This is a genomic window from Runella sp., from assembly GCF_965279615.1.
Taxonomy (GTDB): Bacteria; Bacteroidota; Bacteroidia; order Cytophagales; family Spirosomataceae; genus Runella.
Genome location: NZ_OZ257252.1, coordinates 6083498 through 6104998 on the forward strand (window position 1 = coordinate 6083498; position 21501 = coordinate 6104998).

General features: G+C 44.4%; 18 protein-coding genes. 4 read left to right on the forward strand and 14 right to left on the reverse strand.

Translation table 11 applies throughout. The features are described 5' to 3' along the window. Positions 1–2: 2 nt before the first annotated feature. From ACQY73_RS25490 to ACQY73_RS25505, 4 genes are all read right to left on the reverse strand, one after another. On the reverse strand, positions 3–728 hold the full coding sequence (locus ACQY73_RS25490; protein ID WP_428656482.1) for a hypothetical protein: 726 nt from the start codon (positions 726–728) through the stop codon (positions 3–5). 97 nt (positions 729–825) lie between these two features. Then, positions 826–2193 (reverse strand): DUF418 domain-containing protein, encoded by a 1368-nt coding sequence (locus tag ACQY73_RS25495; RefSeq protein ID WP_428656484.1) that lies wholly within the window; start codon positions 2191–2193, stop codon positions 826–828. 12 nt (positions 2194–2205) lie between these two features. Further along, a complete protein-coding gene (locus tag ACQY73_RS25500) occupies positions 2206–3567 on the reverse strand; it encodes a DUF418 domain-containing protein (RefSeq protein ID WP_428656486.1) in 1362 nt (453 codons plus the stop codon). A 108-nt stretch (positions 3568–3675) separates the two neighbouring features. After that, positions 3676–5190 (reverse strand): agmatine deiminase family protein, encoded by a 1515-nt coding sequence (locus ACQY73_RS25505; RefSeq protein ID WP_428656488.1) that lies wholly within the window; start codon positions 5188–5190, stop codon positions 3676–3678. Positions 5191–5533: 343 nt separating this feature from the next. On the opposite strand from ACQY73_RS25505, the gene ACQY73_RS25510 reads away from it, so the two are divergent. Continuing rightward, positions 5534–5887: a hypothetical protein gene (locus ACQY73_RS25510; protein WP_428656490.1), complete on the forward strand. Its 354-nt coding sequence runs from the start codon at positions 5534–5536 to the stop codon at positions 5885–5887. A 36-nt stretch (positions 5888–5923) separates the two neighbouring features. Here the strand turns inward: ACQY73_RS25510 and ACQY73_RS25515 are convergent, their stop codons facing one another. The 7 genes from ACQY73_RS25515 to ACQY73_RS25545 all read right to left on the reverse strand — a co-directional run bounded on the left by ACQY73_RS25515 (position 5924) and on the right by ACQY73_RS25545 (position 14405). Next, positions 5924–7069: a chromate transporter gene (locus ACQY73_RS25515; RefSeq protein ID WP_428656492.1), complete on the reverse strand. Its 1146-nt coding sequence runs from the start codon at positions 7067–7069 to the stop codon at positions 5924–5926. Between the two features lie 93 nt (positions 7070–7162). Continuing rightward, on the reverse strand, positions 7163–7708 hold the full coding sequence (locus ACQY73_RS25520) for a hypothetical protein (RefSeq protein WP_428656495.1): 546 nt from the start codon (positions 7706–7708) through the stop codon (positions 7163–7165). Between the two features lie 109 nt (positions 7709–7817). Next, complete coding sequence (locus ACQY73_RS25525) at positions 7818–8675, reverse strand: chromate resistance protein ChrB domain-containing protein (RefSeq protein WP_428656498.1); 858 nt, start codon at positions 8673–8675, stop codon at positions 7818–7820. Positions 8676–8692: 17 nt separating this feature from the next. Continuing rightward, positions 8693–10855 (reverse strand): polysaccharide lyase family 8 super-sandwich domain-containing protein, encoded by a 2163-nt coding sequence (locus ACQY73_RS25530; RefSeq protein ID WP_428656501.1) that lies wholly within the window; start codon positions 10853–10855, stop codon positions 8693–8695. Positions 10856–10999: 144 nt separating this feature from the next. Next, on the reverse strand, positions 11000–11683 hold the full coding sequence (locus tag ACQY73_RS25535) for a 3-keto-disaccharide hydrolase (RefSeq protein WP_428656504.1): 684 nt from the start codon (positions 11681–11683) through the stop codon (positions 11000–11002). Between the two features lie 56 nt (positions 11684–11739). Beyond that, positions 11740–12645 (reverse strand): glycosylase, encoded by a 906-nt coding sequence (locus ACQY73_RS25540; protein WP_428656507.1) that lies wholly within the window; start codon positions 12643–12645, stop codon positions 11740–11742. Positions 12646–12779: 134 nt separating this feature from the next. After that, positions 12780–14405, reverse strand: a complete 1626-nt coding sequence (locus ACQY73_RS25545) for a M28 family metallopeptidase (protein WP_428656508.1) — start codon at positions 14403–14405, stop codon at positions 12780–12782. A 391-nt stretch (positions 14406–14796) separates the two neighbouring features. Between ACQY73_RS25545 and ACQY73_RS25550 the strand changes: the two genes are divergently transcribed. The 3 genes from ACQY73_RS25550 (at position 14797) to ACQY73_RS25560 (ending at position 17621) form a co-directional block, all read left to right on the forward strand. Beyond that, positions 14797–15306 (forward strand): hypothetical protein, encoded by a 510-nt coding sequence (locus tag ACQY73_RS25550; RefSeq protein WP_428656510.1) that lies wholly within the window; start codon positions 14797–14799, stop codon positions 15304–15306. 2 nt (positions 15307–15308) lie between these two features. Then, positions 15309–15785 carry a helix-turn-helix transcriptional regulator gene (locus tag ACQY73_RS25555; protein ID WP_428656513.1) on the forward strand — a complete coding sequence of 159 codons (477 nt, stop codon included), beginning with the start codon at positions 15309–15311 and terminating at the stop codon, positions 15783–15785. 117 nt (positions 15786–15902) lie between these two features. Then, complete coding sequence (locus ACQY73_RS25560) at positions 15903–17621, forward strand: M28 family peptidase (protein ID WP_428656515.1); 1719 nt, start codon at positions 15903–15905, stop codon at positions 17619–17621. A 245-nt stretch (positions 17622–17866) separates the two neighbouring features. Here ACQY73_RS25560 and ACQY73_RS25565 read toward each other — a convergent pair whose 3' ends face one another. The 3 genes from ACQY73_RS25565 to ACQY73_RS25575 form a co-directional block, all read right to left on the reverse strand. Further along, positions 17867–19030 (reverse strand): DNA-binding transcriptional regulator, encoded by a 1164-nt coding sequence (locus ACQY73_RS25565; RefSeq protein WP_428656517.1) that lies wholly within the window; start codon positions 19028–19030, stop codon positions 17867–17869. A 118-nt stretch (positions 19031–19148) separates the two neighbouring features. Then, positions 19149–20402 carry a sugar MFS transporter gene (locus ACQY73_RS25570; RefSeq protein WP_428656520.1) on the reverse strand — a complete coding sequence of 418 codons (1254 nt, stop codon included), beginning with the start codon at positions 20400–20402 and terminating at the stop codon, positions 19149–19151. A 252-nt stretch (positions 20403–20654) separates the two neighbouring features. Continuing rightward, a complete protein-coding gene (locus ACQY73_RS25575; protein ID WP_428656522.1) occupies positions 20655–21497 on the reverse strand; it encodes an ROK family protein in 843 nt (280 codons plus the stop codon). Positions 21498–21501: the final 4 nt, after the last annotated feature.

A 21501-nucleotide genomic window follows, 5' to 3' on the forward strand; every position in this document is an offset into this window, starting at 1 on the left:
CATTAAATTGCATGAAACCATTCACAGAACGATTGCCAAAAAGGATATTTATAAAAGTTGAGTACCGAAAAATGGTAGAACAGTAAGATGACCAGGGCAGCCGGAAAAATATTCCATCGCTTATTGGAGCGAATGTCCCAAATACATAACCCCAGTACGATCAAGTCGGCCATTAGAAACCCGATGACAGGAACAACCGGCATGCTGTCAATAGTGGGTACGTAAGCAATTAACGACCGGAAATGATGGCCAATAATGCGGTCCGTAATGGGCGTAAACATCGGAAACGCCGTACAGATCATGTAACGGGCGTGGATGTTGGCCTTGCGCTTATGATAAATCGCCAATCCATAAAAAATCAAATAGGCAATCAACGCATTGACGACCAACGCCACGAAAAAATAGCCGGTGTTTCCAAGCTGCTCCAACTTTGATAAGCTGTATTTCAGTAAGTCCAGGGTAGTGAGTACCAACACGGGCACCAACAGGTAGGAAAATTTTCCAAGCGTTTTGTGAAGCCGTACTTTTTTTGCCTGTATCAAATAAGGCTGAATGATGAGCAAAGCAAGCCACAAAATCAGAGCAATGCCGTGCGTGTGCATTCGGTAGCTTTCCTGAACAAAAATTTTGGTGAAATAAGAACTCCAAAAACCAATGACCGCCAACAAAAAGAAGACAATAAAGAATACAGTGATGTAGCGGTAATTGATGGATTGGGTTGGTTTCATTGATGTTTACTAAGGAGTAACGTTGATTTTATGGCTTACTGAATGCGTCTTCGGCAAATACGCATATTAACTTTTTTTCTTCGGTTTGATTTTTTGTTTACGGACGGGCCGTCCGTACCACATTCATGGGTTGGCGTTTCCAGTAGGTTAGGCTGCGCCATGCCCATTCAAAAGGGCCAAAACGGAAATAATTGAGCCAAATGGGCGATAGGATCATCTGGAATACCCATACACCGAATACGACGTAATAGAGTTGGTAATACGCCAATTTGCCGTAATAACCCAAGCCGTAGCCATGAAAAATGAGGGTACAAATAATAGACTGCATCAGGTAATTGGTAAAAGCCATTTGTCCAACGGCGGTCAACGATTTCATGAGCCACGGAACGATGCCTGACCGGTAGACCAAAATCAACAGACTGGCGTGCCCTACTGCCAACAGGGCCCTTCTGATATCGTATACATTGAAAGGGATGACTCGAAAATAATCAACAAACTGGCCGGGATTTACGAGCCATTCGGCCTGTGTTTTAACATAGAACCAACTGATGGGTAAGCCGACTCCATAACCGACCAACAATGTTACGGCGTAGGTGGAGTTCGGTAATTTATTGGAAAAGAATCCCCAACTGAATAACGCCATGCCGACAAACATCATAGCCAGCATATCCCAACAACCAAAATACATTCCCCAACTTTCACCGTTGCTGTTTTCGGGTAAGAGATTCATAAATACGGAACCATAGTTTCCCCGCCTTTCTTTCAGCGTTTGGTCGTCTTTTTTCTTGTCGGGTTTGAATCTTTTTTCGAATTCTTCCCAACCGGATTTAGCTTCCAACTGTTTGGGCGTTGGCTTTTTCTTGGCTTTTTCAAGACGGACGGCCTCTTTATAGCCCGCTCTGTTTTCGCGCATTCCGTCAAACCACAGATCGTTTCGGTAGAAATTTACACCCATACAGGCAATGGCAAGCACGATCAACCAGACAGGTTTGAATTTTCGGAAAGGAAATAAAAGCATACCGCACAAACCGTAGAAGTACAAAACATCGCCCCACCAAAGCAACACATAGGCATTGAAAACCCCGAAAAGTACTAACCAGACTAAGCGCCGATAGTAGTATTCGGCAACGGGAACGCCGTTTTCGGTTGTTTTTTTAGTGGTCATAAATAAGACCATTCCTGCCCCGAAAAGCATTGAAAACAGTGCCCGCATGGTTCCTTCAAAAGCGACACCAACGGTGGCAAAGGTATAAAAATCAGCGCTTTTGGTATTTTTTACTACCGCAAAAATACCGGAGTTCAAAAAACCAAACCCCGGGATATTCATCATCAAAATACCTAAAAGAGCAAATCCGCGTACAAGGTCGATGGTTTGAATCCGGTCGGCTTTGGCAACGGGGCGCGGTGTATGATCAGGAATCAGTTCGGTGAGTATATCAGTAGTGAGTGTATTTGTAGTTTCCATAAAATGAGTAGGTTAAGCAGTGATAGAGGATTCGACAGAGGTAGTGGATTCCGTTTTTTGCATGGGTTGCCGTTTCCATTGGATCAGCGAGTACCAAAGCCATTCGGCAGGGCCAAAATGAAAAACGCGCAACCAAACGACGCTGAGTATCAATTGTAATAACCAGATCTCGGCAACGATAAAATACAACTGATAAAATTTCAACTCTCCAAAATAACTCATGCCGTAACCATTGAAGAACAACGTGCAGGCAATGGTTTGTAATAAATAGTTGGTCAGGGCCATTTCACCCACTGCACCGAAGGCGCGCCACAGCCAAGTCATTATGTTTGACCGATACAATACGATAGCCAAAGATGCCCAGCCCATGGCAGTCAGGGCGCGTTCAAAGGGCAATAGCACATCATAGAGCGGGAGGTAATTTTCCGTGACATACTTTGTGATGTCAACAATTCGTAATTCAAAATTTCCGAGCGATAGCCAAGCCAATGCTTGCCCTGCGACCAGTCCTGCAATAGAAAAAAGCCCGTATTGTTTGGTAGTAAATGCGTTGGAAAAGAAGCCCCATTTAACCAGAGACATGCCTAAGAGCATCAAAGAAGCGAATTCCCAAAGGCCTATACGATAAAGCCAACCGGCTTCTTTCCATTGGCTGTTGGGCAAAACGTGACTCCATACTTTGGTATAATCTGAACGCATGGCTTTTATCTCGCCTTCGTTCGCTTTTTTATCAAATTTTTGTCGTTGGACAATTCCTTTCCAAGCAGTGGTGTCAGCTTTTTGTTCATCGGTCAGTTTTACCTGTTTCTTTTTAGTGAGTTTTTTATTCTTCTTTTCAATGGCGACTACCTTTTGGTATTTTTCGTATTTCTGTTTTGTTTCGAAAAAATTCCAATAGGATTTCCCGCCGAAAAGAAGGGCCATGATTACGGCCCCGATCAGCAACGCCCGAGCTGACAGGCGATAAAGTGGAAAAAGCAGTACGCCTACGATGCTGAAAGGAAACAGTAGGTCGTTTTGCCAAAGTAAAATAATGGCATTGATCAGCCCAAATACCATGAGCCACAGTTGCCGCCGAATGAAGAGTTCCACCATAGAAAAGCCATTGGTCGATTTGACCTTTACAAAAAACAGCACAATGCCTGCCCCAAAAAGGATAGAAAGCAATGCCGAAAATTTGTTGCCAAACACGGTATTGATGATCGTCAATACCCAATAATTGCCGCCGTGCGGATGGACGATCAATTGATTGATACTTGCTTGAGTAATGCCAAAGGTCTGGATATTCAGCAATAAAGCGCCAAGTACAGCCAGTCCCCAAAGCATTGGATAAAGGGGAGGGTCTACCGTTTGCTGTAAAGAATCGTTTTTCATAAGGGTTGAATAAAATGAAAGGGTTGTTAAATAGTAGCTGCACTTAAGTGCTCATTCATCAAGTGTTTTAAATATACTGATTTGATAATTTTCAAAAGTTAAGGTACGTTAATCTTTCTCATAGTTCATCGTATAAAATCCGTCCGGAGCCGTTCGCGGCATGGTCTCATTACGTCCTGATTTTGAGGCGGCAGAGATATAATATTCGATGGTTTTGCCGGTCTCTTTTGTAGGAATAGCGCCATAAAAATGCGTATTGTTTTCGGTAGGGGTTAAGAATTCTTCTTTCCAACTCTTTTCACCTTTTATCCTCCAGTACAGCTTTTGGGAGTTATCTTTCAGTCCTTTTTTGCTGTAATCTATGATGGTGGCATGCAGCGTTAAGTCTTCATTTGAGATCGCTTTTGCCGGCAATCTTTTTACACTCATATAGAGCATTTCGCTGTCCCAAACTGCCCTTGTCCGGCAATGCAAAGCGTCGCCGCTGTTCCAACCTATTACTTTGTAGCGTTCTTTCATTTGATCCGTCAGGTGAGATTCTTCTTTCAGATTGAACGTAAATCCTTTGACCTGATAGCCGGGCATCACCTCCGCCCAACGCTTCAAAGCGATTGAATCCTGCGAAATTCCGAAAAGCGGGACGTAGATAGTTTTGTTGAGAATCAGCGAGTTGGTATAGGCCGCCAAATTTTCTTTATAATTTCCAAAGACGTAGGTGTCGATTCTGAGGATCTCGAACGGACGGCCATAGGTGGTCTTCAATTTGGTCAATTCGTTATTGACTATACGTTCATAGGTTTCATACAGCGGATGATCAGTGGGTGGGCGGGCTACCAAAATACGCTCTTCATCGAGCAGTTTCATGAAGCAATCAATGTGCTGAATGCCCTTGGCTTCAAAATTTGGCAGAATATTATAGTGACTGAATCCCAACAGTTTTTTGTTTTGGTTGAAAAATGCTTCATCGGAAGTGCCGTCAAAGCGGTTTTCGTTGGTGATGATACAGGTAGAAAAAGCCGTTTGCTGCCCATCCGTGGCTACATTTCCGCCGGTAGTGACAAACGGAAGTTGTAAAACCTCCATCTTGAGCGATTGACCGATCTTTACCGTAGCATTATCGTCGGTTTCGGTTAAAATAATTTGTTTTTTTTCATCGGTGTAAAGGAACGTAAGGCTGTCGTTGCAGCCCTGCCCCGAAACGGGCGTGGAATAAATGTATTTACCGTCGCCGAGTTTCATCTTTCCATCAGGCGTGAATACCGCAGAAGGTCCCCAATCCCGTACCCACGAGGCATCTATTCCCTGCGGAGCAAAAGCAAAGGTTACTTTGGTGGTATCTATGCCCCATTTGGCATACCATTTGATGGCATCCTGCTTTGATTTTTGATCTTCAACGAGGGTAAACAATTGACCGTCTTTTGCTAACTCGATCACCAACTTATACGGAACGGTTAATGGCCAGGCGATCATTGCTCCTTTGGCAGGTTCCCACTCCGCCGCAGTACGGTTGGAATTTCCTTGGGTATAATAGTTATCATCAAGTGTATTTTCCCGTCTGTCTTTCTGACTTATACAGGCACTTATGATACAAAGGATCAGCAGCAACAGGTGGTTCTTGTTCATGGCTATGCTTGTTTTCTTCATTAATTTAGCCAATAAATGAAAGAGAAAACACAACCCGGACATGGGCCAAGAAAACAAAGGCAACAAAACGAGTAGAGACGAAGCGTTTTTTCATTCTTATTTAACAGTCAAAAGGAAAGGTATTTGGCTATTAAACATAGTCAAAAAAAGCTGTACCTCAATGATTTTCAGGGTTTTTTGAGTAAACGGTTACTTTTCGGCAGTACAAAAGGGAAAAATCAAAAGCGTAATGCCAACCGGCGAAAGCAAATACACGCAATAGGAAATCTAACTCCAACTAAAATAAGGGTAACAGCGTCATGTCAATAAATGTACAAAAGCTATGACACTTCCTAAATTGATCTTTTCGCTTGGTTTGCTGCTTTGCATTGCCGTTGGCTCCTGTAAAAAACAGGATTTAACAAGTGAATGCACCGATGGTGCTTATGTTAAAAAAGTGGAGAGTGCAGAAGGGCGAATCTACTTTGATGCTGCCCGGAAGCAGTACACGTTACGTGTTCTCAACAGTTTTGATTCTCATGATGTGGGCTATGTTTGCAGTATGCCGTCAGCATTTCAAAAAGAGGGGTTGGTGGTAAAATTCAGCGGCCGTTATTTCGAGTACGATAAGCCGGCGCAAGGCGTGGCGGGCGACAAATTTTACTATTTGTCGGTAGATGAGATAGCGGCAAAATGAGCTGTTACCTCGTATAGTTTTACAGAAAATGAAAAATTAGGATAGAAAAGACTTCAAAATCAGTCCCAAAATCGCGGCAGACAGAATAATGTACGGCTCCTGAATTTTCTTGAAGTTGTATAAAATAATTCCGGCAGTAAGGGCAATTGCAATGGTGGGAATATCAATCAATTGACGTTTTGCCAAGACCAACACCGAGCCCGCGATGGCCCCGACGGCGGCGGCCGTTACGCCGTCAACAAACGCTTTAATAGCCGGCAGTTTGCCGTATTTCTTAAAATAAGGTGCCGGCACTACCGTAAAAACATAGCATGGAAAGAAGGTGGCCAAAGCAGCCACGCAGGCCCCCGGAAAACCTGCCACCAGATAGCCGATAAAACCTACGGTGATCACCACCGGTCCGGGTGTTATCATCGCTACCGCAACGGCGTCCAAGAACTGTTGTTCATTGAGCCAATGGTATTCTTTGACCAAGCCGCCGTACAGAAAAGGAATAATGGCCAATCCACTGCCAAACACAAAAGCACCGGCTTTGGTGAAAAACAGGGCGATTTTCCAAAGCAGTGAGTTCTCAACGCTTAACACAGGGATTTGTGCCAAAATGGGTAGGAATATCGTATTGAATTGCAACGGATTGGGGGAGTGCCTAACCCACCAAATCAGTGCACCACTCGCTAAAACGAGCCAAATATTTTCAGATTCTGTCCAAAAGGTAACGCCGGTGAGCACAATAAATATCCCCCACAGCCAATAGTCTTTTCCCAACGATTTGATGGTAAGTTTATAACTGCTGAGCGTAATGATGCCAATGACAGCTCCGCTGACGCCGTAAAACAGCGCCTGCATCCACGGTAACCCGCCAAAGCGTTGATACGCATAGCCCAGCGCGAGCACCATCAAAAACGAAGGCAAAACAAAGGCCAATCCGACCAGTGTAGCCCCCAAAATCCGATAATGTACGTAGCCGATATAAATCGCGGTTTGCGCTGCCAGCGGACCCGGCGCTAATTGCGCCAGCGCCAACCCTTCGCGATAATCTTCTTCCGATATCCATTTCAGGCGCTCGACCAAATCGCGGTGCATATATCCTACCAAAGCAACAGGACCGCCAAAACCAATGGTGCCGAGTTGCAGAAAATAACCTATGAGTTGACGCAGTGAGTATTTTGGTGCAGTGGTCATAGTGGAAAATATGTTAGTATGTAGGGGCGGGGCTTGCCTCCGCCCTTGCCTCCACCCAAAAAGAAAAATAAGGTTAACATTTATTATTTCTCTCTAAAACCCAATCCCAAATTGGAATCCTAATGTAACCGAAGCAGGCTTATCGTTGCCAAAACGTACGGGGATGGGAATGGCAATGAAGTAGTTGCCGCCGTTATTGTTTCGTTTAAAAGCCTTATTCAACACGGGCGTAACGCCATAGCGGCCGGCGGTTTCAAAGGCCACTCGGCCCGCAAACGTAAAGCCTTTGCCCAGTCCCAACAAAATGCCCGGATGAATCAATAGATTGGATACTTTGCTGACCCCTTTTTCGGCACGAATGGTTGGCACGATCTCTACCGAAAAGCCGATTTTAGGGGTTTTCCACAGATTTAGCCCCGTAGGAAATCCAACGACGTAAGCGTCTTTAAAATTGGTGGTTGTTCCCTCTTCGCTGAATGTTACGAGTGGGTGAACAATGCCCATATAACCTGCCATGCGTGGATACGTTGGAGGGGTTTGGGCCGCAACGGACACTACAAGCAGCGTGTTGAAGAGCAGAAAAAGACCTGCATTTCGGTAATTGGATTTTCTTGCGAGAGTGTAAATGTTGTGTATCATTGGGTGAGAGTTGGTTGAACATCAAAAGACTTGGCAGGTCTTTAAGACCTGCCAAGTCTCCTTCACACCGCAATGCTACAAAGGAGTAATGTGCCGAAATAGAACGGAATTAACCTTTTGTATTTTCTTTACTTTTCAGCACGTTTTTTCGGTAAATAGAAGGGTTTTTGCCCGTAAATTTTTTAAAAATACGTGTAAAATGACTCTGGTCTGAGAAACCCGTCAGGTAGGCGATCTCGGATAATGTGCTGTCGGAGGTTTCGAGCAATTGAATGGCTTTGTCGATACGAAGTTTGCGAATGTATTCACCGAAGGACAAATCGTCGAAATGTTTCGAAAACTCGCGCGAAAGGTAAGCGGGGTTCAGGTCAAGCCCTTCGGAGATTTCTTTCAGGCTGAGGGCGAGATTGGTATCAATGTGATCCTGAATCAACGCCCCCAATTCGGTCACCCATGCCGGCGATCTTTTGCCTTTTTGTTTCTTTAAATGATCTTTAAATACCTGCAAAAGCAGGTTCTCGGAAGCATTTTGGGTATGTTTTTCGTGCCGTAGGTGCTTGGCCCAACTGTAAAGTGCATCATAAATCATCATTCCCTTTTCGAGAAGTTCATGATCATCCTTGATGTTAAACGCCATTCCCGCCGCAATTGCCCAAAGCCCTGATGCCTGACTTGCCGCCGAATGGTCGTCGGTATCGGCCCCGCGAATGATGGGCGCCATGATGTGCAGCGCGGGGTCTTTCAGGTCGTATTTTTGGAGGAAATAATCAAACGTACTGCGGTTTTCATAATGCGTAAACTCCACGCCCGCAATATCAAACGGAATGGCTCCCAACGCTTCGGCCTGTGTTTTGACCTGTGCTTCGGGCACATAAATAATCTCTGCTTGCGGTTCAATGAATCGCCGAATGAGCCACGGACAGGCAATGCGGTCAATTTTGGGACGTTCTCGGGTAATCCACTTCATTATTTATTGAAAACTCGCTATAATTTTATAGTTACACTTTTACCTGTATAAACTCCCTGCGGCAATTCCACCACCAATAAAGTACTGTTTTGTTTAGCATCCGGTACAGAAAAGTATCCATCTCCTTTGGCGGTGTAGATACCCGGCACGGTGAGGGTCATTCGGCTCAATTTGCGCGAAGGGTCGGCGAGCGTTAATTCTTTCAGACGATTGCCATTCATTTTCAGCATCGCCATGCCTTGGCTGTCCATTCTCAATTTAAAACCCTTCGCTATTTCCACTTCGCCGTTCTTATAAAAGGCCAATTGTATCTGCTCCAATTTATTGTGCTTTACGGCCTGTAAGTCAGGGGTATTGGAAAGAATTTCAACGGAACGATTCGCGCTGCCGGCCAGTTGCTGTTCAGACACATTGGGTACCACAATATATTGGTAAGAAGCGCCGTTGGGCTTATTTCCATGATTGAACCACAGGGTAAATACATCCTCTTTGACCAATTCTTTGCTGATGTTTTTCTGGTCTGTAATGTCCGACCAACGTCCTGTTTCCGGCTGATTGGACAGATTGATGGTGGTGGGTTCCGGGAAAATGTACCCTACTTTATCGTGGTATACCCATTTCACCTTTTCGGCAATGCGGTTGCCCTGCGGGAGGGTCTTTTTGGTGCCGTCCTGCATAATGGTAACGTCGCTTCGCATCAATACCTGATTGATGGTGGTGGCTACGGGTAGATTGGGTTTTGATTTTATATCGGTGCCGAGACAAACGTATTCTTCGTCAAAAAAGAACCATGATTTTTTGGCTTCGGTTAGATCGTGCGGGCTTTTGAAATCAAAGGCTACGGCTCCGTATAACCCATCGGTCACGGCCCCCACAAAGTTGGTCAGGCCTTCTTTTTGAATTTCTTCGGGGGCGTATAATTGTGCCTTTTGCATAATGGTGGTTCCCGATATTTTTTGCCAGTCATACACGGCCCAAATGTTGTGGTATTCGTCGCCTTTGAGCATCAGATAGTTTGTGCCGTCGGCGCGGTGGTGGGTGGTTTTGCCCGGGCCGTTGTAGGGTTCTTCCATGTTGCGATTGCGGGTAGAAAACATCCGCACGGTGGTGTAAAACCCGGGCCGCTGAAACACAAAATGCTCGGTTTGCCAGAAGAATTTAGCGAACGATTGGGAAGGCTTCGCTTCCCCTTTTCTCAGGTGAATGATTTCCTCCAACTCCTTTTTGCGATAATCGGTACTAATGAGCAGTCGTTCAATTTCGAGCGTACTTTGTGGCTGAAAAGAACTTACTTTCTGCGAAATGCTGCGGTTTTTTACGCTTATATCTTCGTAGACTCCGTACACCATTTGTTTGTAAATCCCGTCCAAATAATAGTCCACCAATAAGTTTATTTTCTCTTTGGAAAACGCATATTTGGTGCCGGCTACATAAAATGACCACTCGCCGAAGGCATTGGCATATTTGCCGTATCCGTACGAGGAAGTATTGTTGACGCGGTCGACGCGGTGGTGAAAACTGTAATCGTGCTGAATGCCACGTTCGCCCGTCGCAAATTTCATTTCACCTTCAATGATCTTTATGATGTTGTCAAATTCTTTCGAATCACCTCTAAAAAGTAAATTTTTAGCCAAAATACCGGCAATCACGATCCGGTCGCCACTTTGACGGGCACCCGATGCGCTCATGTTTGCTCGGCCAATCATGGGTTGGGCTTTCTCGACCAAGTCTTTGGGCAATTCATCCCCAATGACCAGCATTAGATTCCCTAAATTGGTGGGAGTTGTAATTTGGTTGTCGTGCCAGTTATCACCCACAAAATCATGTTTTACCCAATATTCTAACCCTTTCGTTACCAGGTCTTTTACCTTTTTGCTTTGATAAAAAGCGGAAGTTTTGCTTTTATACGCTTTGGCTAAATACACCAGATCGCGGGTATGACCTCCGTGCGGAAAGCTCGCGGTTCGGCTGAGGTCTTCGTAGTTTATCCCCTGAAAACTGCCGTCGTCGTTCATTTTGGCAATGATGGTTTCTATTGCCTTATCGCTGACGTTGGTACTCATCAATTCAGTGACGATTCGTCCTTTTATTGTTGCTAAATCATTGGCTTGCGCATGGCAGACAACGGCGAAGACTCCGCAGAGCAAGAGCGCCGACAACGTGTTAATAATTGATTTCATTGGGGATCGATTTAGATTGGTGCAGTTTTATTGGCAGGAAACGCTTAGTATGTGCTTGAAAATCAGCTGGATTGGCAGTGAAAACACCACCAAGTATGCGAAGTTTTAACATATTCTCAAGCAATGAAATTGTTGAGAAATCAATTACAATTCTCGGATTCGAATGTTCCGAAAAGTGGCTTCGTCGCCGTGGTCTTGGAGTAAAATATGACCGGGTGCGGTTCCGAAATCTTCCACGGCCTTGAATTTACTGGCGGCCTTGGCATCCATGAATGCGGGACTGCCAATGGTGTATTCTACGACTTTGACGCCGTTGAGCCAGTGAATTACCTGCGAGCCTTCCACTTTGATGCGGCCTTTATTCCACTGCCCGATGGGTTTTAGCTGACGCGAAGTAGGGGCAAATAATTCATACAATCCGGCTGTACGACGTTTGTCGTTAGTATCATTGGCAATGTCTTTGTTGCCTTTATCGTCAATGAGTTGATATTCACAGCCTAAGATGGAGCCGTCAGGGTATTTTTTGGTGAAATATTTTAAGCCTGTATTTGCTCCGGGTCCTAATTTGAATTCAAATTCCAAATCAAATTGAGAATAGGTCTTTTTCGTAATTATATCGCCACCGCGCACCACGGCTTTACTTTCGCCTTTCCCTTTGTTAACCACTAATAATTTGTTCTCAATCGCCCAACCTTCTTTGGGAAATTGGTCGGATTTTGCCGAAACCCATTGGTCGGTGGAGGTGCCGTTAAAAAGCCAAACCCAATCCGATTTTTGTGGAGGATTGAATAAGGCAAGGAAAAAGAAAAGGGTGGGAAGAGTGTTCATCGTCAGGGCGAAAAAGTTGTTTGTTGCCGAGACGATAAGGTCAAAAAGGGGTAAAACTACTTTCCCGGAAAGTAAACATTCACTTTGGGGTGCATGGTGTACATCCGATATTGCTTACCATCATTTACCAAAATGCCGCTGGACGTATCGTTGCCGATAATGGGATTGTTCTCATATTTTTTCCAGTGAATTAAATCCTTGGAAACCGCCACGTTGGTTGACCATTCGTGCCAATCTTTAAAAGCAGATGCGTGGTAATAACCGTAATAAAGCCCTTTATACTTAATCACTTGGTTCATGGCTACGGCGAATTGGTCGTAGGGCTCGGGGCCCATTTTCAGCACGGGTTCGTCCTGCATATTTGTCCAGATTTTGAGGTCTTTGGAAGTAGCAAGCCAAACTCCTAAATCGCCGCGTTCGTAGAAAAGATACCATGTGTCGTTTTCTTTCCAAATCGCAGGCGTGCCATACGCTCCCTTAGAAATAGGTTGACCATTGGCCATTCGGACATCTAACGCGCCTTTTTCCGTCCAATGAATGCGGTCGGTGGAAGTCAGTAAATGTGCAATGTCGTCTTTTCCTTCGGCAAACATATAATAAGTACCGTTAGATTTTATGACAGACATATCTTCGATCCAATCCAATTCATGAATGGGATTGCCTTTGTAACGCGTCCACGTAATTCCATCGGGAGAAGTAGCGTAACCTAAATATTTTGTTGAGCCTTTTACATTTTTATAGCCCGTGTACCACATGTGGTAGATATTGTCTTCATACAAAATGTAGCCCCGTTCTCTGATCTTTTCATCCCAATCCCCTGATTTTCCCGTTCCTAAAAAGATGGGGTTTTGAGCGTGAGGTTTGAAATTGACGATTTCGGACGGAAATTCGTCCATATGCTGGCCTAAACTCCAAAAAGGTAATGAGGTCAAGACCAACAAACTAAAGTACACCTTATTCATAGAAAGAGAGTTTGCCGGTATACGAATCTGATTTGTCGAAAGACTATTCAGAGCCTATTTTTTACCTGAATTTAGTTATATATAAGACTTGGTAAGTTTCAAAAACTTGCCAAGTTTAAATTGGAAAAAGAACCTTATCTCTTCATCATCTTGTCACGGGCCGCTTTGAATTCAGAACCTTTTTTCCAACCCGGAAATGTCGTTTCGTTGCTGATACGATTACCCACCGCGTACAGAAGTTTCATGTCTTCAATGATTCCTGTCAAGTCCCAACTCGAACTGTATTCATCGGTAGGCATGTGATAGCGGTACAAATTGAATTGTTCTTTTTGAGCTTTGCCCCAATCTTCGCCGTGTTCGCGGGACATGACACCGTTTTCGATGTACAACGAAGGCACGCCCACTTTGGCAAAATTGAAGTGATCGGAACGAAAATACCAACCGCCCGAGGGATTAGGCTCACCGCGCGTAAATCGATCTTGCTTCTTGGCTTCAGCTTCAATGTATTCATCCAATTCGGACTGGCCTTTGCCTACCACGATCACATCTTTGGTGCGGCCAAAAGGTTGTAATACATCCATGTTGATGTCGGCCACAGTTTTGTCTAACGGATACACAGGGTGCGAACAGTAATATTCAGAACCCAATAATCCCTGTTCTTCGGCCGTAACGACCAAAAAGACAATAGAGCGGGCAGGTTTCTTTTTCAGTTTGGTAAAAGCCGTGGCAATTTCCATCAATGCGGCTGTACCGGAAGCATCGTCGGCGGCACCGTTGTAGATGGAATCTCCTTTGATGGCTTCGCCTTTACCGAAATGATCCCAGTGCGCAGTGTAAAATACGTATTCATTGGCGCGAGTTGTGCCCGGCAGCAGCGCCATGACATTGTGCGAAGTAGATTTCCTGATTTGATTGTTGATCACCAACGACGTTTTTACGCCCAACGGAACCGGTTTGAATCCTTTTTGACTCGCGGCGTGCATCACATCGGGTTGTACCCCCGCAATCTTAAAAAGTTTTTTGGCCGACTCAAGCGTAATCCATCCTTCCATCGCGGCCCGTGAGCGATTGTCGTCAGCGGCTTGCAGATATAATTTGGATTTTGACCAACCACTTCGCACGACCGACCAACCGTAACTTGCCGGACCTGTATCATGAATAATGAGCACGCCCGCAGCACCCTGCCGAGCGGCTTCTTCAAACTTGTACGTCCAACGACCGTAGTAAGTCATAGTGTTGCCTTTGAACAACTTATCGTCCACAATGCCCGGGTCATTGACTAACACAAGTACCGTTTTGCCTTTTACATCCAAACCTGCGTAGTCATTCCAACCATATTCGGGCGCGACAATGCCGTAACCGGCAAACACCATTTCGGAGTTTTCAACTTTTACCCGGTCTTGCACACGACGCGTGGCGGCTACAAAATCGGTCAGGTAATTCAGCGATATTTCACTGTCTTTGCCTTTCATGACCAACGGCCCGGCGGGTTTGGACATGATATCCACCATCGGTACATCCTGAAAATAGCTGTTGTCGTTGCCGGGTTTCAATCCCAGTTTTTCAAATTCAGCTTTTAGGTAATTGATGGTCTTGGTTTCACCGGGACTGAATGGTTTGCGGCCCTCAAATTCGTCGGAGGCGATTATGGCGATATGTTTAGCAAACGCCTTGCCGTCAATGGCCGAATCGTCGGCTTTAAGGCTTACCAAAAAGGCGGCGCTGAGAAAGAGACAGGCGAAAATCAGCTTGTTGGTCATGTCGATGATTCGGGATTCAGTGAATCTTCAAAGATAAGGAGAGAGAAGCTATAAACAGATAGTGAATTACAACATGATTGCAATTTTTTGGATTTTCGCAAATGCCGCCTAATTTGGGTGAGAGAATGAAATGAAGACTGTGGACTTTTGTATATTTGAGAGTTAGCTGCAAATTTCATAAAGCATATGACTACTGAAGAAAGATTAATCGAACGTTGTATCACTCTCGAAAGAGTTATGCCTTTGGGGGTGTTATCACTGCCAATTTTTTTGCCATGCGCGGGTGGAGTTGTTCTCCGTTGGTTTTTGCTTTTTACCAATGGAGCAAAGAAGAAATAATTATACAATTTGTATAATTATTTTGTATCTTCGTAAACATTACCGGTAATGTATGAAAGTAAAAATTGCCAAAGCCGAAGACGGTCGGCCTGTTAAGGCAACGATAAAAGTATCCAACAGTGTATCATTGCCCTCATTAACAGAAGGTTGGAAGTTCAATTTTAGAAAACATTCAAAAAAAGCACATTTTGAAACCTATATTCTGGTTTGTGACGAAACGCCCGCAGTCATTGAAGGTTGCCTTATTTTCCAACTGAAAGGTGCCGTTGAGCCATACATGGCATATATTGAAATTGCTCCTCACAACAAAGGAAGTGATAAAATACATGTGAAAGTTGCAGAGTGCTTAATTGCTTTTGCGTGTAGATTGAGTTTTATCAAAGGGAAAGAACATTACAAAGGATGGTTAGCATTTGATGTGCTCGAAGAAGACAAACAAAACGAAATTATTTTGATGACCTTGTATTCGCAAAAATATGGTGCGCTGAAATTCGGCGAAACCACGATGGTGATTCCACCGGAAGCGGGGGAGAAATTAGTTGCTCAATTTTTAAATACATGAGTATGAAAAACACGAAGGAAATTCAACCGAAAGATATATGGAATGATAAGAAAGCCGTTGGTTTAAAGGAGTTTATCCTTTTACATTCTCAACAGCAATCAGAAGAACAAAAACTGAAAAACGAGTTACTGTCTATTCGATTTCAGCTAGAAGATTATATTGAAAATGATAACTATACTGATAAATTAAAGATCGTCGACTTTGTAAAGATGTATCTTAGGCTGTTAAACATATCTCAAAAAAAATTGGCCATTTTATTTGAGATGAAAGACAGCAATTTGCATAAATATTTGGTAGGTGAACGAAAATTAAATGCTTCGTTTGTTCTGAAATTGAGCTCATTTTCACATACGCCGCCGGAATACTGGCTACGGGTTGAAGTGAAGAATGAATTGATTGAAATTATAAAAGAGGGCTCTAAAACAGAAAAGTACCAAAAATACGATTATCGGAATTTATTGGCCGTATCTGCTGACTGAATTATAGACAGTTTATGCCTTTGGCGGTGTTCTCACTGCCAATTTTTTTGCCATGCGCGGTTGGAGTTGTTCTCCGTTGGTTTTTGCTTTATCTTGGCGCAAAAACACGCCAATACCATGCATTTCAGAAGTCTTGCTTTAATAGTTTTCGTTCTTCTCTCTTTTCGCATTTTTGGGCAAAGCCCTTTGTTGAAAAAATACCAATCCACCGCTCAGAAAGCTTTTCAAGAGCAAAATGCTTATAATACAGTGGCTTACGTAGAGAAGCGTTGGCGTTTGGCAGGAAATACCGGTTTCAATGAAAGCATTTATTACGTAGAAAATATTCTGAAAAAAGCAGGCTACGTCAACGAAACGGAAGCCAAGCCGACAGATATGCTCACGTATCGCATCGAAAAGCGGCCCATGAATCGCCAAACGTGGGAACCTATTGATGCGAAAGTAGAGATCGTGGGCGAATCGGAACCGCTTCTGGAATTTAAGACCAATCGCAATATGTTGGCCATCAATTCGGGCACCACTCCACCCGAAGGCATTGAAGCAGAGGTTGTTTACATTGACAGTAAAGACAAACAGACGTTGGAAAAAGCGGACTTGAACGGCAAGATACTCTTTGTAGAGCAAGGCATTGGCTTGGTTCATCGCACAGCTGCCGGTCGGGGTGCGGTGGGTGCGTTTGGCTACAGTATTCCCGCGTATACACAACCTCAAAAATTTGCCAATTCCATTCAATTTTCGGGAATTCAGATCGTGAAAGGTTTCCAAAGCAGTTTTGGTATATTGCTTTCTACGCGCGCCAAAGACCGCCTGAAAGCAGCACTTGCCAAAGGCCCGGTTCGGGTAAAAGTAAAAACGGAAACCAAGCTGTATCCATCGGAAGAACTGACCTTAGTGGCTGATATAAAGGGCAATAAAGCAGCAAAAGAACGCTTTGTGTTTTCGGCGCATGTGCAGGAACCCGGTGCCAATGACAATGCCACGGGGGTAGGCACGTTGGCCGAAATGGCGCGCGTGGCGGCTGAAATGTACAAAAAAGGAAGTTATAAGCCTGAACGAAGTTTGACGTTTTTGTGGGGCGACGAGATCGTTTCAACCCGTCGCTATGTCACCGAAGATACCATTCGCGCCAAAGGAATTCAGTGGGGCATGAGCCTTGACATGGTGGGCGAAGACACCCAAAAAACAGGCGGGACTTTTCTCATCGAAAAAATGCCCGATCCCTCGGCGGTGTGGACCAGAGGGGAGGAAAAACATTCGGAATGGGGAGGCAAACCATTGCCGGAAAACGCCATCAAGCCGCATTATTTCAATGATTTTGTGTTGAATCGCTGCCTCGATCAGGCCAAAACCAACGGATGGGTTGTAAAGACCAATCCCTACGAGGGCGGTTCAGACCATACGCCGTTTTTGCAGGCAGGTTTGCCCGGTCTGCTGATGTGGCACTTTACCGACGTTTTTTACCATACCGATGCCGACCGACTGGAAAATGTGTCGGCGTGGGAAATGAAAAATGTGGGCATTTCGGCCTTGGTTTCGGCCATGACCCTTACAAGTACAGATGAAAGTACCGCACTCGTTTTAGTGAAAGAATTGCAGGAAGCCGCGACAAAACGACTTGACATCGAAACAAAACTGAGTCTGGAAGCCATTCAAAAAGGAAACGCTAAAGCATCGGAAGCGCACATTCTGGAAGTGTGGGGAAGTTATTATGAAAATGCATTGGGCAAAATGGAGAATCTTCAGGCAAGCGGCACTTCAGACAAAGTGCGAAATGCCATCGGTCTTGCTCAAAAGGCGGTAAAAGACAAAACCGAAGCCTCCGTAAAAGGCTTATAAAAAGTCACATAACCAAACGCACTTACTTGCCGGCCAAATACTCCTTCCCTTGGTCTGTGTCCCCACAGACCTTTCTATTTGATTTGCTAATAATCAAATTTGGTTGACTATCATTGTTCTAATAATGCGGCTTAGTGAGTCTGTGGAGACACAAACCACGGAGAACTACGGAGAAAATTTCAGGCAGGAAATTGTGCATGAGATTGCTAAGAAAATGTTGGCAACTAAATGAAAAAGAGAATGTTTTACTTCCCCGCCAAATACTGATTGCGGTATTCAATGGGTGTGCAGCCTTTGATCTGGCGGAATTGGCGAGCGATGTTTTTGCTGTCGGTAAGGCCCATGTCCAACGCAATTTCAAAGACTGTCATATCCGTTTCGATGAGTTTTTGCGTGAATTTTTCGATGCGAAGATTGAAAATGTATTTGTAAATAGGATAGCCTGTAATATCCTGAAAACGCTGTTCCAACGCTCTCCGCGACAACGGAACCTGCTTCACAATATCCTCTACCTGAAGGTTTTTGTCAATATTTTGGTGAATGAATTTCAGCGATGAAGCAATGTAGCGGTCGTTGGTGGCGTAAATATCGGTGGATTGGCGGGTGATGATCTGTGTCGGTTTGACGATAATGTCGTAATAATCCGCCGTGCCATGTTCGATCATGTGATGCAACAACTTCGCGGCGTCGTAGCCTCCTTTTTCGGTGTCTTGACCGATACTCGACAGTGGCGGGTCCGAAAATTCACAGATCATTTCGTCGTTGTCTACGCCCAGAACCGCTACGTGTTCGGGGATGCGGATATTGGATTGTCGGCATGCTTCGGTGATGTGTTGACCCTGATTGTCGTCACAAGTCATGAGGGCAATGGGCTTGGGTAAGGACTTGAGCCATTGACTCAGCGGACTGGGTTTATAGTACCAAAGCTCGCTGCTTCGTGCCATAATGTGCTCAAAGTAATGTACCTGATGGCCCGCTTTTTTGACACGATCTTCAAAACCGTCGGCGCGCTCGCGTGACCAGACAATGTCTTTAAAGCCGTAAAAAGCAAAGTTTTTGAAACCTTTGCGAAGAAAATATTCGGCACCCATTTTTCCTGCTTCGTAGTGGTCGCCGGTGATGTTGGGAATTTCTTTGAAGCGTTCTTTAAAATCCTGGGCAATGACCGGAATCCCGGCTTTTACGATCTTTTCAATTTTGGGGTCGTTGTACAACTGCCCGATGATACCGTCGGCTTCCCACTCTAACGCCCATTCCAAAATCCCATCTATTCCAATCGTTTCACGCTGAAACAGCGGCATCCGACAAAAAATCCAGGGACCGTGTTCTTTGGAATATTTGGAAATCCCTTTCAACAGGCCTTTGCTGTATTCCTCGGCAAAGTCTATAAGGAGAATGATTTTGTACATAATAATAACCATTAATTTAACCGCAATGGACGCCATTGAAATCGCAATAGACGCAAAAAATATCATTGCGTCTATTGCGTTAATCTATAGCGCCCATTGCGGTTAATCTATTTAAAAACTAAGCAAAAAGCTCTTTCCAACTTTTGATGGTAGCATTAGTCACGAGCGGTTTGGCCCAAAGCCCAATGCTCAAAATGTACCCTAAGGTAATCATCAAAAACAACATCGCAAAGCGCAATCCGACCAATTCGGCCAATCCACCGATGATGAGCGGTACCACCGCACCTCCTGCAATCCCCGAACAGAGAATTCCCGAAAATGTGCCGTGGTGATAAGGAACAGAATTGAGCGCCAGCGAAAATATGATTGACCACATAACCGATGCGCAAAAGCCACTCAACGGAAATGCATACAGCGCCACTTCGACGGGGCCAAACAGGCCCGCCAACACCGATGCAATAGCGCTGACGGTAAACAAAATCAACACGCGGCGGCTGTCGAAAATTTTGAGTAGAACCAGTCCTAAAACACAGCCAATGGTAAGCAATCCCCAAAAGTAAGAAATGACCGATGCGCCTTTAGTGGCAGGATCTACATTATGGTAGGTTTGTAAAAACTTGGAAATCCAGTTGGCAATGCCTTGTTCAGTGCCCACATATGCGAAAATGGCAATAAAATAAAGCAGGACGTAGCGGTTTTTGAGCAAGTCTTTGAAGGCGTTTTCGGTATCGATTTTTTCGTCTTCTTTGAGCTCTACTTCGGGGAATTTAACAAACCAAATAATGACCACCATCAAAAAAGCTACCACCGCAAATACCCAATACAACGATACCCATTTCAAGTTGGCCGGTACGATTTGATTGAGCGCACTGATAAGTGTATTTGCTTCTGCTGTACCATGTACATTTAAGACCAAATAGCTGTACAGCATCGGACTCAGAAACGAGGCACCACCAAAAAAGAGCTGCGCCATGACCGAATTGAAAGCAAAATTGGCTTCGCCGCCCGCCACTCTAAGCAATGGATTGATAACTACCTGTAGCATAGCCATCCCAATGCCAATGATGAACAATGAAAGCAAAGCAACCGTAAACGTAGGAATTACAGCAAACAGCAACGCCCCGCCAAAAGCCATCATAAATGCCCACAAAAGCACTCTTTTCTCCCGGTATTTTTCCACTAAAATCCCTGAAGGGATAGAGGCAACGCCATAAGCGACAAAAAAAGCGAAAGGTAAAAAGCCGGCTAATCCAATGCTTAATTTGAAACTGTCAACGATGTCGGGGATGATGGGCCCCAAAATATTGCTGAGAAAAGAGATAACAAAGAAAATGAGAAAAATAAGAATGACAATGAAGGTGTTGCTTTTCATAGAGGTGGGTTTACAGCAATAGAAAGGGCAAAGTTAATTTTTAACTTAAATGGCACAAAGAATGCAATTCGAACCGTAAAACCGGTAAATGTAAAATGATAAACTGAAAAAGTGAGATGGGAATGTTGAACCGCAAAACCGATAAATGTAAAATGATAAATTGAAAAAGTTAAAATCTATTTCTTCACTTTGATAACTGTTACTTTTTCAGTTTTACATTTTTGGGTTTATCATTTTTCAGTTCTATAACTCCTACACTTTACATTCCTGAGCTACCAAGGCGGCAGCTCCCAGCATTGCAATATCGTCGTTTTGAGATTGGAATATTTTTAACCGTTTTAGCGATTCGGGATAGGCAAAATCCTGTAAAGTTTCCATCATACCTGCTTTAAATAAGGGGTAAGCTTTGGCGATAGAACCGCCCAAAACAATCACCTCCGGGTCATAGACGTATAGAACAGCCTTGATAGCGAAGCCTAAATGTACTCCAAATTCTGACCATAAGCTGATCGCTCTCTTGTTGCCGGCAAGCGCCTCTCGACTGGCTTCGATGGCGCTTGTGCCGTGAATGGCATCAAAAAAGTTGCTGCAGGCGTAATATTCAAAAGTATGATCGCGGTAAGGAAGCATTCCTATTTCTCCGGCGCCACAGTTATTGCCGATATACAATTGATTATCAATGATAATTCCTGATCCCAAACCGGTGCCTATCGTCATTCCTACCACCGAATTATAGTCTTTGGCCATGCCATAACGGTGTTCGCCAAGGGTAAAACAATTGACATCGTTGTTGACAAACACAGGGACATTAAATTCTTCTTCTAAAATATCCCGCAATGCTACTTTTTCCCAAGAGGGGATGTTAGCCACATTATACACAATGCCGCGATCAGTGTCAACAACCGACGGAACGCCAATGCCAATACTGCTTACAGAGTAATCGGTCAGCGGCTTGATAAGGTCGATCAATTGAGTCAAAGTAGCCGATAACGATTCCTTTTGCTGAAGTAGTATGGTGTTTTGTTGGATGATCGAACCGTTTTTTTCGACACCCGCTTTTATTTTCGTTCCTCCTAAGTCTACACCTATTTTCATGTTC

What these genes read in the sequence shown, in the direction of transcription:
- ACQY73_RS25490 (WP_428656482.1), bottom strand. Translation starts at nt 728, where the DNA reads ATGAAACCAACCCAATCCATCAATTACCGCTACATCACTGTATTCTTT.
- ACQY73_RS25495 (WP_428656484.1), bottom strand. Translation starts at nt 2,193, where the DNA reads ATGGAAACTACAAATACACTCACTACTGATATACTCACCGAACTGATT.
- ACQY73_RS25500 (WP_428656486.1), bottom strand. Translation starts at nt 3,567, where the DNA reads ATGAAAAACGATTCTTTACAGCAAACGGTAGACCCTCCCCTTTATCCA.
- ACQY73_RS25505 (WP_428656488.1), bottom strand. Translation starts at nt 5,190, where the DNA reads ATGAACAAGAACCACCTGTTGCTGCTGATCCTTTGTATCATAAGTGCC.
- ACQY73_RS25510 (WP_428656490.1), top strand. Translation starts at nt 5,534, where the DNA reads ATGACACTTCCTAAATTGATCTTTTCGCTTGGTTTGCTGCTTTGCATT.
- ACQY73_RS25515 (WP_428656492.1), bottom strand. Translation starts at nt 7,069, where the DNA reads ATGACCACTGCACCAAAATACTCACTGCGTCAACTCATAGGTTATTTT.
- ACQY73_RS25520 (WP_428656495.1), bottom strand. Translation starts at nt 7,708, where the DNA reads ATGATACACAACATTTACACTCTCGCAAGAAAATCCAATTACCGAAAT.
- ACQY73_RS25525 (WP_428656498.1), bottom strand. Translation starts at nt 8,675, where the DNA reads ATGAAGTGGATTACCCGAGAACGTCCCAAAATTGACCGCATTGCCTGT.
- ACQY73_RS25530 (WP_428656501.1), bottom strand. Translation starts at nt 10,855, where the DNA reads ATGAAATCAATTATTAACACGTTGTCGGCGCTCTTGCTCTGCGGAGTC.
- ACQY73_RS25535 (WP_428656504.1), bottom strand. Translation starts at nt 11,683, where the DNA reads ATGAACACTCTTCCCACCCTTTTCTTTTTCCTTGCCTTATTCAATCCT.
- ACQY73_RS25540 (WP_428656507.1), bottom strand. Translation starts at nt 12,645, where the DNA reads ATGAATAAGGTGTACTTTAGTTTGTTGGTCTTGACCTCATTACCTTTT.
- ACQY73_RS25545 (WP_428656508.1), bottom strand. Translation starts at nt 14,405, where the DNA reads ATGACCAACAAGCTGATTTTCGCCTGTCTCTTTCTCAGCGCCGCCTTT.
- ACQY73_RS25550 (WP_428656510.1), top strand. Translation starts at nt 14,797, where the DNA reads ATGAAAGTAAAAATTGCCAAAGCCGAAGACGGTCGGCCTGTTAAGGCA.
- ACQY73_RS25555 (WP_428656513.1), top strand. Translation starts at nt 15,309, where the DNA reads ATGAAAAACACGAAGGAAATTCAACCGAAAGATATATGGAATGATAAG.
- ACQY73_RS25560 (WP_428656515.1), top strand. Translation starts at nt 15,903, where the DNA reads ATGCATTTCAGAAGTCTTGCTTTAATAGTTTTCGTTCTTCTCTCTTTT.
- ACQY73_RS25565 (WP_428656517.1), bottom strand. Translation starts at nt 19,030, where the DNA reads ATGTACAAAATCATTCTCCTTATAGACTTTGCCGAGGAATACAGCAAA.
- ACQY73_RS25570 (WP_428656520.1), bottom strand. Translation starts at nt 20,402, where the DNA reads ATGAAAAGCAACACCTTCATTGTCATTCTTATTTTTCTCATTTTCTTT.
- ACQY73_RS25575 (WP_428656522.1), bottom strand. Translation starts at nt 21,497, where the DNA reads ATGAAAATAGGTGTAGACTTAGGAGGAACGAAAATAAAAGCGGGTGTC.